At 63.1% G+C, this 12,122-nt stretch carries 9 protein-coding genes; 1 reads left to right on the forward strand and 8 read right to left on the reverse strand.

Annotated features, from left to right (window positions below; all coding sequences use genetic code 11):
* Positions 1 to 59: 59 nt before the first annotated feature.
* The 6 genes from leuA to ICI42_RS07490 form a co-directional block, all read right to left on the reverse strand.
* Entirely contained in the window at positions 60 to 1,733 is a 1,674-nt protein-coding gene (gene leuA, locus ICI42_RS07465; RefSeq protein ID WP_188164455.1) for a 2-isopropylmalate synthase, read from the reverse strand.
* Between the two features lie 347 nt (positions 1,734 to 2,080).
* The gene (locus tag ICI42_RS07470; RefSeq protein ID WP_188163929.1) at positions 2,081 to 3,160 is read right to left on the reverse strand and encodes an AbrB family transcriptional regulator; all 1,080 of its coding nucleotides are present in this window, start codon (positions 3,158 to 3,160) and stop codon (positions 2,081 to 2,083) included.
* 95 nt (positions 3,161 to 3,255) lie between these two features.
* Positions 3,256 to 4,173, reverse strand: a complete 918-nt coding sequence (locus ICI42_RS07475; protein ID WP_230980217.1) for a cation diffusion facilitator family transporter — start codon at positions 4,171 to 4,173, stop codon at positions 3,256 to 3,258.
* Positions 4,174 to 4,175: 2 nt separating this feature from the next.
* Positions 4,176 to 6,365, reverse strand: coding sequence for an anthranilate synthase (locus tag ICI42_RS07480; RefSeq protein ID WP_188163930.1), 2,190 nt, complete (start codon positions 6,363 to 6,365; stop codon positions 4,176 to 4,178).
* Positions 6,366 to 6,573: 208 nt separating this feature from the next.
* The gene (locus ICI42_RS07485; protein ID WP_188163931.1) at positions 6,574 to 7,752 is read right to left on the reverse strand and encodes an MFS transporter; all 1,179 of its coding nucleotides are present in this window, start codon (positions 7,750 to 7,752) and stop codon (positions 6,574 to 6,576) included.
* A gap of 38 nt (positions 7,753 to 7,790) precedes the next feature.
* A complete protein-coding gene (locus ICI42_RS07490) occupies positions 7,791 to 7,997 on the reverse strand; it encodes a hypothetical protein (RefSeq protein ID WP_188163932.1) in 207 nt (68 codons plus the stop codon).
* 18 nt (positions 7,998 to 8,015) lie between these two features.
* Between ICI42_RS07490 and ICI42_RS07495 the strand changes: the two genes are divergently transcribed.
* A complete protein-coding gene (locus tag ICI42_RS07495; RefSeq protein WP_188163933.1) occupies positions 8,016 to 9,785 on the forward strand; it encodes an SLC13 family permease in 1,770 nt (589 codons plus the stop codon).
* 3 nt (positions 9,786 to 9,788) lie between these two features.
* On the opposite strand, the gene ICI42_RS07500 is transcribed toward ICI42_RS07495, so the two are convergent.
* Positions 9,789 to 11,165: an FAD-containing oxidoreductase gene (locus ICI42_RS07500; RefSeq protein ID WP_188163934.1), complete on the reverse strand. Its 1,377-nt coding sequence runs from the start codon at positions 11,163 to 11,165 to the stop codon at positions 9,789 to 9,791.
* The gene (locus ICI42_RS07505; RefSeq protein ID WP_188163935.1) at positions 11,162 to 11,623 is read right to left on the reverse strand and encodes a DUF4126 domain-containing protein; all 462 of its coding nucleotides are present in this window, start codon (positions 11,621 to 11,623) and stop codon (positions 11,162 to 11,164) included. The genes ICI42_RS07500 and ICI42_RS07505 overlap by 4 nt, the downstream gene beginning before the upstream one ends.
* Positions 11,624 to 12,122 lie beyond the last annotated feature (499 nt).

Genomic DNA, 12,122 nt, shown 5'->3' on the forward strand with positions numbered 1-12,122 from the left:
CCTCGCGATGGCGTTTTGCCGGGGACGATATCCCCGGCAAAACTCCGAACTTCAGGCTGTCAGCCCTGCTTGCCGAGAATACGGTTCGTCGCCGCAACAACCGCTTCGAGCGAAGCTGCGACGATGTTGGTGTTGATTCCCGCGCCGAAGAGCCGTCCGCCCGGATATTCGATTTCCATGTAGCAGATTGCCGAAGCGTTGGAGCCGCGCTGGATCGAATGCTCGGAATAGTCGAGCACAGACATGTCGACGCCTACATAGGACGACAGCGCATTGACGAAGCCGTCGACGGGGCCGTTGCCGGTGCCGCTGATGGTCTTCTCGACGCCATTGTCGGTGATGGTCGCCTCGACGATGCGGCGGCCCTTCACCTCGGTGTCGGGATAGGTCTGGTGGTCGACGAATTTCAGGCGCGCACCGGGTTGGTCGACGTAAACCTTGAGAAACTGCTCGTGGATACGCTTGACCGAGACTTCCTTGCCTTCGACATCGGTGATGTTCTGAATATGCTGACTGAACTCGACCTGCAGGCCGCGCGGCAGGTTGAGGCCGTAATCCGCCTGCAGGACATAGGCGATGCCGCCTTTGCCGGACTGCGAGTTGATGCGGATGATCGCCTCGTAGCTGCGGCCGACATCCTGCGGGTCGATGGGCAGGTAGGGCACTTCCCAGATTTCGGTGTTGGCCTTCTTGATCGCCTTCATGCCCTTGTTGATGGCGTCCTGGTGGGAGCCGGAGAAGGCGGTGTAAACCAGTTCGCCGACATAAGGGTGGCGCTCCGGGATCACCAACTGGTTGGAATATTCATAGACGTCCTTCATCCGGGTGATGTCGGAGCAGTCCAGTTCCGGATCGACGCCCTGCGTGTACATGTTCAGCGCCAGCGTCACGACATCGACATTGCCGGTGCGTTCGCCATTGCCGAACAGCGTGCCTTCGACGCGGTCCGCACCCGCCATCAGGCCCAGCTCGGTCGAGGCGATCCCGGTGCCGCGATCGTTGTGGGGATGCAGCGAGACGATGATGTTTTCGCGATTGTCGAGATTGCGGCACATCCACTCGATGCGGTCGGCATAGGTGTTGGGCGTCGCCATCTCGACCGTGGAGGGCAGGTTGAGGATCAGCTTGTTGTCGGCCGTCGGCTGCATGATCTCGGTGACGGCGTTGCAGATTTCCAGCGCCACTTCCAGCTCGGTGCCGGTGAAGCTTTCGGGCGAATACTGGAAGCGATAGCCGCCGCCTGCCTTGGCGGCCATGTCGGCGATCATCTTTGCGGCATCGGTGGCGATGCGCTTGATGCCGGCGACGTCTTTTTCGAACACCACGCGGCGCTGCAACTCACTGGTGGAGTTGTAGAAGTGAACGATCGGCGTGTTGGCGCCCTGCAGCGCCTCGAAGGTGCGGGTGATCAATTCGGGCCGGCACTGCACCAGCACCTGCAGATCGACCTCATCGGGGATTTCGGCCTGCTCGATGCACCAGCGGGCGAAGTCGAAATCGGTCTGCGACGCCGACGGAAAGCCGATCTCGATTTCCTGGAAACCCATGTCGACGAGCAGCTTGAACATGCGCGCCTTGCGCTCATGTCCCATCGGGTCGATCAGGGCCTGGTTGCCGTCGCGCAAGTCGACGGAGCACCAGATCGGCGCCTTCTCGATGCGCTTCGACGGCCATGTGCGGTCAGGCAGATCGACAGTTGGGTAGGGCTGATATTTTCGCGCCGCGTCGGGCATGCCTTTTTTGGCGCCGGTTGCGGTAACCTTGTTCTGGACGTTCATTTTAGTCTCTCCCGGCGGGCTCGCACGGCTCTTGGCCATGATGCAAGCGCACCTCATACCGAACTTCATTCAACTGTGTAGCTGAGAGGAGCATCCGCGCGTGGCGCCGGCAATCGACCGCCGGGCGCTCCTTCAGCGGGCCCGGCGGTCGCCGATAAGGCCGAGAAGAAGGATGGCGTTGGAGAGCGCGCGCAAGGTCTCGCCCGCAAAAGCGGCGGAACGGCTTACAGTCTGGGCGCGACGCGACAACATGGCGCTCTCATACATGAGAGGTTTGAGGCTGGCAAGGGAGGGTGGCGGCGTCAGGCGACGAAGCGCGCAACGAATCGGGCCAGCCATGGTCCAAAAAGAAGCACACACAGAAACCGCATCATCTGCAACGCCATGATGAAGGAGAGGTCGACCGAATGCGAGGCGGCGGCGATGATCGCCACCGAGTCCATCCCGCCGGGGCTGGTGGCGAGATAGGCGGTCAGCGGGTCGATGCCGAGGCTGTGGGTGAGGAACCAGGCGATGCCGCCGCAAAATGCCATCAAGGCCAGGATCGAACCAACCACCTGCGGCAGGGCCCGGGCGGCATGGCGCAGGATCGCGGCAGTGAAGTTGAGCCCTATGCTCCAGCCGATCAGCGGATAGCTTATCGCCAGAAGCCAGTGCGGCAGTTGCAGGGGGACAGAGAAGCCAAGGTGCAGAACCACGCCGACGATCATGGCGCCGAGGAAGAATGGCGAGGGCAGGCGCAGCAGGCGGCCGAGAGTCGCGCCTCCCGCTGCGATGAGGAAGGTGGTTGCCAGAGGCAGCGGCTCGATTGCCGGGAACCAGTCAATGGCCACGGGCTCGACGGTCGATGTGTCGACCCAGAGGCGGGCAATGAGTGCCGCGGCGGCCGACACCATGATGACGCGCAGATATTGCATGAAGGCGACGAGGCGCGCATCGGCGCCGAAACTCTCCGCCATGAACACCATTGCCGAGGAAGCGCCCGGCGCCGACCCCCACACGGCTGTCGTGCCCGGCAGGATTTTCAGGCGGCTGATGGACCAGCCGAGAAAACTGCTGGCGAGAATTGTTGAGACGGCGGCGCCGGCGAAGATCGGCCATTCCGATACAAGCGTCGGGAAAATCTCAGGCGAGATGGACATCGCGATGAGGCATCCGACAATCGCCTGGCCGGAGAGGAACAGAGTGCGCGGCAAGCGGATCGTGGCGCCCTGCACGCCCGCGACGATGCCTGCGAACATCGGGCCGAGCAGGAGCGTTGCGGGCAGATGCACAAGCTCAAGCACTGCCGTGATGACGGCGGACAGCGCAAGCAGGATCAGCCACTGGAGGAAGGGATGGAGTGTGCCGAGCCGGGAGGGTGATGGTACAACGGGAGACATATGCCCCCTTCTTATCCCGCCTGAAGCGTGCGGCAATGCGTGAGCGGTAAAAAATGCTTACGGAAGAGCATTCCCGGAAACCGGTACCACGCCGATCAGGCAAACGGAACGGCGGCCGTGCCCAGGGGCAGCTTGGCCTCGTCGTCCGGTTCGACATGGATGATGACGCGGACGGAGGGGATTTCCGAGCGCAGGGCGTCCTCGATGCGATCGCAGATGACGTGGCTTTCGCCGACGCTCATCGTCGCTTCCACCACGAGATGAAATTCGATGAAGGTGGCGCGGCCGGCGATGCGCGTCTTCAGGTCATGCACCTCCAGCGCGCCCTTGGCATTGACGGAGATGATGTCGCGGATGCGCATGTGCTCGTCCGGCTCGACGGCGCGATCCATCAGACCGTTGACCGATGAGCCGATGACGTGCCAGCCCTGCCAGAGGATGTTGAGCGCGACGATGATGGCGAGTATCGGATCGAGGATGGTCCAGCCCGTCAGAACGGCGCCGACGAGACCCGCCAGCACGCCGAGCGAGGTGACGACATCGGTCATGATGTGCCTGCCATCGGCAACGAGCGCCGGCGAACGGGCCGAGCGGCCGACGCGGATCAGAAGCAGGGCCCAGAACGCGTTCACGCCAGCGGCAGCCGCGTTGACGCCAAGACCTGCCCAGGGCTGCTCGAGCGACAGAGGTTCTCCCCAGGACCGGTAGACCTCGTTGAGGATCAGAATAGAGGCGACGACGATCAGCACGCCTTCCAGCACCGCGGAGACGTATTCCGCCTTGTGGTGGCCGTGCTGGTGATCGTTGTCGGCCGGCTTGTGGCTGACCTGGACAGCCCAGAAGGCGGCGAGCGACGCGATGACGTTGACGATCGATTCCATTGCGTCGGAATAGAGCGCGACGGAGCCGGTGAGCCGCCAGGCGACGAACTTCAACCCCATCACCCCAAGGGCAACGAAGATCGACAGGAAGGCGAGCCTGGCGACCCGCTCTTTGGACTGCTCGGCCGTCAAGATCAGGCTGCCTTTTCGCGGGCCTTGCGCGGCAGATGCGCGACGACGTTCTCGATCATCCGCATGCCGGCGTCATGGCCGAGCGTCATGATCGATTCGGGATGGAACTGCACTGCCGCGATCGGTTCCTTGCGGTGTTCGAATGCCATGATCACACCATCCTCGGTTTCGGCGGTCACGATGAAATCGTCGGGCAGGCGCACCGGATCGGCGAAAATCGAGTGATAACGGCCGACGGTGACCTCCTTTGGCAGGCCCGAGAAGATGATGCCTGGCTTGGAGACGCGGATGCGCGACGGCTTGCCATGCATGGGGACGTGCAGTTGCCTGAGTTCGCCGCCATAGGCTTCGGCAAGCGCCTGCAGACCGAGGCAGACGCCGAAGATCGGCAGTTCGCGGGCGCGCGCCTTCTTGATCGTGGCGGCGCAATCGAAATCCTTTGGCGTGCCGGGGCCGGGCGAGAGCACGACGAGATCGGGCTTGAGCCGGTCGAACACTTCGTCGGCGACCGGCGTGCGCACCGTCGACACGACAGCGCCGGTCTGGCGGAAGTAGTTGGCAAGCGTGTGGACGAAGGAGTCCTCATGGTCGACAAGCAGGATGTTCACGCCTTCGCCGACACGGGCGCTGGTACGCTGGTCCTTTGCGGCGTTGCCGGCCTTGGCGTCGCGAATGGCTGAGATCATGGCGGATGCCTTCAGTTCGGTTTCGGCTTCTTCTTCCTGCGGGTCCGAATCGTAAAGGAGCGTAGCGCCCGCGCGGACCTCTGCGATACCGTCCTTGATGCGGATGGTGCGCAGGGTCAGGCCGGTGTTCAGGTCGCCGTTGAAATGCACCATGCCGACCGCGCCGCCATACCAGGCGCGCGGACTCTTCTCATTGTTCTCGATGAAGCGCATGGCCCACAATTTTGGCGCGCCTGTGACCGTGACGGCCCAGGCGTGGCTGAGAAACGCGTCGAAGGCGTCCATGCCTTCGCGCAGGCGGCCTTCGATGTGATCGACGGTGTGGATCAGGCGCGAATACATCTCGATCTGGCGGCGGCCGATGACGCGCACCGATCCGGGCTCGCAGACGCGGCTCTTATCGTTGCGGTCCACGTCCGAGCACATGGTCAGCTCGGACTCGTCCTTCTTGGAATTGAGCAGCTTGAGGATCTGCTCGCTGTCTGAAATCGCGTCCTCGCCGCGCTTGATGGTGCCCGAGATCGGGCAGGTCTCGACGCGGCGGCCGTTGACGCGGACGAACATTTCCGGCGAGGCGCCGACGAGGAATTCGCCTTCGCCGAGATTGATGAAGAAGGAGTAAGGAGAGGGATTGGTCGCCTTCAGCCGGCGCGAAATCTCCGATGGCGCCGTCTCGCAACGCTCGAAGAACATCTGGCCCGGCACCACCTCGAACAGGTCGCCGCGCCGGAAGCTTTCCTTGGCGCGCTCGACCAGGCTTGAATATTCGCCCGGCTCATGGTCGCCGCGCGGAGGGATGCGGTCCGAGGGTCTGAAGGGCTCCTCCACCGCATCGCGGGGCAGGCCGGCCGTGTCGAAACCGTCACCGGAATAGTCGTAGCGGTCGGTCCAGGCCTTTGCCATGTGGTGGTCGACCACGAGAATCTCGTCGGGCAGGAACAGCACCAGGTCACGCTGGCTTTCCGCACGGACGAGCTTGTGCTCGACCGGGTCGAACTGGAAGGCGAGATCGTAGCCAAAGGCGCCGTAGAGGCCGAGATTGCTGTCGTTGGCTGTTTTGAACAGGGAGGTGATCGCGCGCAGCACGGTGAAGACCGAAGGGATGCGCGAACGCTCTTCCTCGGTGAAGACGCGGTCCGGCTGGGCGATGACAAGGGCCAGGCGGCGCTTGGTGGTCTGGGTCAGCGCAATGTCTTTTTCGGCCAGCAGCGTGCGCGCAATGATCGGCAGCATGACTTCGCCGCGCTGGTTCAGCGCTTCGATGCGCATGTGGCGATTGCGCGCGGAGATGACCAGCGGCGGGTCGATCATGGCGGTGTCCCAGCGCGTGTAGCGGCCGGGATATTCGTAGTTGGAGGAGAACACCGCACCGCGCCGCGAATTCAGCCCGTCGACATAGGTCTCGATCGCACCCGGATAGGTGGTTTCGTGCCGCGTCCGCGTGATCGTCACGCCGCCTTCGGTCACGAACCGTTCGGCGCCGTCTTCCAGAACTTCCACCGTCATTGCCGTCTCCATCTCACGCCGCAGGAGGGTCCGGATCGCGCATAAAACAAATGGCCGCCCGGATATTCCGTTGCGGCCATCACATTTTCCACGCGCACGCGCTTCAACAGGCCGCTGTCAGCGAGCCCACCACCAATTGCCGATGTTCGAAGCGATGTTCATGGATTTTCAATAGCCGCGAAGTGGGGACCGCGCAACTGGATTCCGCTCACGGCAATTCGTGGGCGGGTTCGGCGCGCGGCAGACGTCCGTCCATCATGTGGGAGACGAGGCCAAGTGCGGCACCGGCCAGTGCAAGGCCCGCGCCGACCAGTGGCAATTCGGCATAGCCGATGCCTTGGGCGATGGCTAAGCCGCCGATCCAGGCGCCCGCCGCATTGCCCATGTTGAAGGCGCCCTGGTTGAGGGTGGATGCGAGGTTGGGCGCTTCATGGGCGGTTTCCATCACCCGCATCTGCAAGGGCGGTGCGATGAGGAAGGACAGGACGCCCCACAGCACGATGAGGGTGACGGTGATCGCCGCATCTGCGCCGAAGTGCGATAGCGCAAGCTGCGTGACCGCCACCATGACGAGAGCGCCGATGGCGGTCGGCATCAGCTTCCAGTCGGCGAGCCGTCCGCCGACCAGATTGCCGACGGTCATGCCGCCGCCGAAGAGCAGCAGGATATAGGTCACGTTGTCGACGGCGATGCCGGTGACATCGGTAAGCATCGGCTTGATATAGGTGAAGACCGAAAACAGGCTGGCGGAAGCCAACATCGAGATCAGCATGGCGAGCCAGACCTGCAGCTTGCCGAGAACGCGCACTTCGCTCTTGAGTCCGCCGCCGCTGGGCGGTGCCACATTGGATGGCACGAGGGCGGCGATGGCAGCAACCGATATCAGGCCGATCACCGCCACGGCCCAGAAGGTCATGCGCCAGCCGAAACGTTCGCCCAAAGCGGTGCCGCCGGGTACGCCGAGAATGTTGGCGAGGGTCAGCCCTGCAAAGATCAGCGCCACGGCACTGGCGCGTTTGTTGCGCGGAACGAGGCTCGCGGCCACCACGGCGCCGAGGCCGAAAAACGCGCCATGGCCGAAAGCGGTGAAGACGCGGGCGCCCATCAGAAGCCAGTAGTTCGGCGCCACCGCGCACAAGACATTGCCGACGACGAAGAGTGCGGCCAGGCCGATCAGAACCGCCTTGCGTGGCAGGCTCGCGGTGAAGATGGCGATGAGGGGAGCGCCAATGACGACGCCAAGCGCGTAGCCCGTGACCAGCAGCCCCGCGTCAGGGATAGACACGCCAAGATCTGCGGCCACTTCCGGCAGCAGGCCCATGATGACGAATTCGGTGGTGCCGATGCAAAAGGATGCGACGGCAAGAGCGAAGATGGGCAGCGGCATGTGCGGGGAAACCGAAGCATAAAACGATTGAAAGCACTTCATGCGCCTGTGCCGCGCAGGGCACAATCGATGTCCTTGCATTGCAGCTTTGCATTGGCGTCATGGCTGCCATGCAAGGCCGCCTGAAAACGGATTGGTTTTGAGACGGAGATTTCCGCTTGCGCCACGCCGCAGAAAAACTCATCTGTAAATTCGCACCAGGGGGAAACAAAGTTGCGGCGGCGGCGTTCTCGCATCACGTCCATTCGGAAAGTATTTCTTGCATGACAGCGCAGCAGATCGTCGCCGTGGCCATCATCGTCGCGATGATGATAGCTTTTCTCTGGGGGCGGCTGCGGTATGACCTGGTCGCGGCTCTTGCGCTGCTGGCAGCCATAGGCCTGGGCGCGGTTCCTTTCGACCAGGCTTTCAGCGGTTTCAGCGATGATATCGTCATCATCGTCGGCAGTGCGCTGCTGGTCAGCGCGGCGGTTGCCCGCTCTGGAATCATGGAAGTGTTGATCCAGCGCTATGTGCCGCCGCTGAAATCGATCCGCATGAAATTGATGCTGCTGGTGCTGATCGTCACCTTGCTTTCGGCGGTGGTCAAGAACATCGGCGCGCTGGCGATCATGATCCCCATCGCCTTCCAGTTCGCCAAGCGCTCGAACGTGTCGCCCTCGCTGTTCCTGATGCCGATGGCCTTCGGCTCTCTGCTGGGCGGTCTGATGACGCAGATCGGCACGTCGCCCAACGTGATCGTCTCACGCGTTCGGGAAGAGATAACGGGCCAATCCTTCACCATGTTCGATTTTACGCCGGTGGGTGCAAGCCTGGCCGTTGTGGGCGTGATCTTTCTCGTCTTCTTCTACTGGCTGGTGCCGATCCGGCAGCGCGAGAGCGGATCGTTGCACGATGCGCTTGAACTGTCCGACTACGTCGCCGAAGCGGAGGTGACCAAGAGCTCAGCGGTGTTGGGCAAGCCGGTGTCCGATCTGTTGAAGATGGCCGAGGGTGCCGCGCGCATCTCATCGATCCTGCGGCAGGGCGGGGTGCGCATTACGCCTTTGCCGGACTCCGCGCTGAAGGAGGGCGACGTCTTGCTGTTGCAGGGCGATGCCGAGGCCATCGACCGGCTTGCCTCGCAAGCCAAGCTGTCGCTTACCGGCGGGCGCGATCTCGGGGTCAAGGCAAGCGATGCCGAAGCCATCGAGGTCGTCATTGGCGAGAATTCCAGCCTGATCGGTCTTTCCGCCAAGCAGCTGTCGCTGTTCGACCGCCACGACGTCAACCTGCTCGCGGTCAGCCGCAAGGGCGCACGGATTGAGCAGCGCCTGGGTAATGTCATGCTGAGAATGGGCGATGTGCTGGTGCTGCAGGCGAGCCGCGCGCGCATTCCCGAGATGCTGCGCGATTTCGGCTGTCTGCCGCTTGCCGAACGGCCCATCCTGATGGGCAGCGTGCGCAAGGGCATCGTGCCGCTCGGCATTCTTCTGGCCGCCATGGCGGTGACGGCGGTGGGCCTGCTGCCGGTACCTGTGGCGTTCTTCGCCGCCGCGGTGCTGGTCGTTGCGTTCAAGGCGATACCGTTGCGCGAGGTCTATGATGCGCTTGACGGGCCGATCCTCGTCATGCTGGCAGCGCTCATTCCTGTCAGCGGCTCGCTGCGGACGAGCGGCGCAACCGAGCTGATGGGCGCGGGGCTGTCGCAAATCGCCATGTCGCTGCCGGCCTGGGGCGCCTTGGCGCTGATCCTGGTGGCGGCAATGGCGGTGACGCCGTTTCTCAACAACGCCGCCACCGTGCTTGTCATGGCGCCGATCGCAGCGACCTTTGCCGGACAGCTCGGCTATCGACCGGAGGCGTTCCTGATGGCCGTGGCTATTGGCGCGGGCTGCGATTTTCTCACCCCCATCGGTCACCAGTGCAACACGCTGGTGATGGGGCCGGGAGGCTATCGCTTCGGCGACTACTCGCGGCTCGGACTGCCGCTGTCGATCCTGGTGATCCTGGTTGCGGTGCCCATGCTGATGATCGTCTGGCCGGTGGGGTAAATCTCACACCGGCTTCATCTCGGCGATGACGGTGGGCAGCAGTTCCGAGACGGTTGGGTGGATGTGCACGGCGCGTTGCAGCACGGTGTAGGGCGCCTTGGCATACATCAGGTCGAGTATGCCGTGGACGACCTCGTCGCCGGTCGTACCGAGTATGGCGGCGCCGAGGATTTCCTTAGTGTCCGCGTCGGCGACGATCTTCATGAAGCCTTGTGTCTCGCCCTTTTCCACAGCGCGGCCGACCTGGCTCATCGGGCGTGTGCCGACGAGAATGCTGCGGCCGCTTGACCGGGCTTCCGCCTCGCTCATGCCGCAGCGGCCGAGCGGCGGATCGATGTAAAGAGCATAGGCGGACAGCCGGTCGCTGACCTTGCGCGGATTGTTGTCGAGCAGATTGGCGGCGACGATTTCGAAATCATTGTAGGCGGTGTGGGTGAAGGCGCCTTTGCCGTTGCAATCGCCCATCGCCCAGATATGCGGGACGCTGGTGCGCAACTGATCGTCGACCACGACATAGCCGCGCTTGTCGGTGGCGACGCCGGCGACCTCCAGGCCGAGATCGTCGGTGTTGGGCGTGCGACCGATGGCGAGCAGCACATGCGAGCCGACCACCATGCGGTCGCCATCGTCGCAATCGACATTGACCGCAACACCATCGGCATGCTGTGCGAAGCTGATGCACTCGGCCTTGAGCCTGAGGCCGATGCCTTCGTTTTCCAAGATGCCGCGAATGGCGTCCGACACGCCCTCGTCTTCCCGTCCGACCAGGCGTGGACCTTTCTCGACAATGGTGACCTGGCTGCCGAAGCGCCTGAACATCTGGGCGAATTCCAGCCCGATATAGCTGCCGCCGACGACCACGAGATGGCGCGGCAGCACATCGAGCTCCATCGTCGAGACGTTGGTGAGATAGCTGATGTCGCCGATGCCGGGCATGTCGGGGATGTTGGCGCGGCCGCCGACATTGAGGAAGATCCTGTCGGCTGAGAGCGTTTCGCCGCCGACATCGACCTCGTGCGGGGAGATAAAACGGGCATGGCCGCGAAACAGCGTACAGCCCTTCATGCCGCCGACCCAGTCGTCGAGTCCTTTGCGGGACTCCAGCGTGACCTTGTCCTTGCGCGCCTTGACGGCCTTCATGTCGACGGTGACCGGCCCGCCGATCTCGACGCCATAGCGGGTTCCGGTGCGGGCGAGATGGGCGGCATAGGCGCTGGCAACCATGGTCTTGGTCGGTTTGCAGCCGGTGTTCACGCAGGTGCCGCCGAGATGCTTGCGTTCGATCAGCGCGACCGTCTGGCCGGCCTGCGTCAGCCTGCCGGCGAGAGACGGTCCGGCCTGGCCGCCGCCGATGATGATGGCGTCGAAATGCCGGCTCATAGCACGGCGCTGACGACCAGGGCGGCAACGACGATGGCCACCACGTCTTCGACGATCGCAGCCGGCAAATCCTTGCCGAAGGATTTCGCCAGCCTGCCGCGCAGTTCAGCCCCGCCGTATGTGCCGATGACGGCGCCGACGACGCCCGCTATCAAGCCGCCCACCGTGACGCCGGCGACCGCGCCGATGCAGGCGCCGCTCAACGCGCCCGAAACCAGGCGTGCGCCGAATTGCTGCGCTACCTTGCGGCTGGGCGTGGACGGCAACTGGTCGGTGACGAGTTCGGCGATGGCGGCGAGGGTGAAGATCGCGACCGCGATCCAGTGGCCCATGAACCAGGCCCATGTGTCGCCGAGCGGCAGCCAGCCAAGCCACGCCGCCCAGGCAATGGCGGCTGGTGCGGTCATCGCCCTGAGCCCGGCAACGATGCCGATGATGAGAGCAAGAGCATAAAGCATGTGATCCCCCGGAAAGCATGAAACCATCCGGTGGGGCGCGGCCAGCAACATGCCACGGAACCAGCGGAACCAACGCTACACTTACAATTCAGGCACTCTGCGAAGCTGACAAACAGTAGCGGAGACCAAGATCGCACGCCAGATGCTTGGCAGGGGTTTTTCGGATTTCGAAATAGGTCTTTAGGCTGCCTCTTCCTCAGCAACGAATACTGGCCGGTTTCGACTATTCATCGGTCCGATGCTTCCTCCGCATGTACCCAAAAAGAGGTATTCACTTTATAGTTGTATATTTCTGGAATTCGCGCTTAAATTGAAGATCGGGTTGGGGATGAGACAATGCGATCAGTCAAGACAGTTCTCGTTTGCATAGCGATAGCCTGGCTGAGCTTCACGCGCCCAGCCCTGGCGCAGGTGCCGCCGCATTATCCAGGATCAATCTGTTTCACGCCAAGCTTCTGGTGCTGGGCGCAATGGCCGGGACCTCCGGGATCGCCCTGCG

It is taken from the genome of Oryzicola mucosus (assembly GCF_014534685.1).
Taxonomy (GTDB): Bacteria; Pseudomonadota; Alphaproteobacteria; order Rhizobiales; family Rhizobiaceae; genus Oryzicola; species Oryzicola mucosus.

What these genes read in the sequence shown, in the direction of transcription:
- leuA (WP_188164455.1), bottom strand. Translation starts at nt 1,733, where the DNA reads ATGCCCGACGCGGCGCGAAAATATCAGCCCTACCCAACTGTCGATCTG.
- ICI42_RS07470 (WP_188163929.1), bottom strand. Translation starts at nt 3,160, where the DNA reads ATGTCTCCCGTTGTACCATCACCCTCCCGGCTCGGCACACTCCATCCC.
- ICI42_RS07480 (WP_188163930.1), bottom strand. Translation starts at nt 6,365, where the DNA reads ATGACGGTGGAAGTTCTGGAAGACGGCGCCGAACGGTTCGTGACCGAA.
- ICI42_RS07485 (WP_188163931.1), bottom strand. Translation starts at nt 7,752, where the DNA reads ATGCCGCTGCCCATCTTCGCTCTTGCCGTCGCATCCTTTTGCATCGGC.
- ICI42_RS07490 (WP_188163932.1), bottom strand. Translation starts at nt 7,997, where the DNA reads ATGGACGTGATGCGAGAACGCCGCCGCCGCAACTTTGTTTCCCCCTGG.
- ICI42_RS07495 (WP_188163933.1), top strand. Translation starts at nt 8,016, where the DNA reads ATGACAGCGCAGCAGATCGTCGCCGTGGCCATCATCGTCGCGATGATG.
- ICI42_RS07500 (WP_188163934.1), bottom strand. Translation starts at nt 11,165, where the DNA reads ATGAGCCGGCATTTCGACGCCATCATCATCGGCGGCGGCCAGGCCGGA.
- ICI42_RS07505 (WP_188163935.1), bottom strand. Translation starts at nt 11,623, where the DNA reads ATGCTTTATGCTCTTGCTCTCATCATCGGCATCGTTGCCGGGCTCAGG.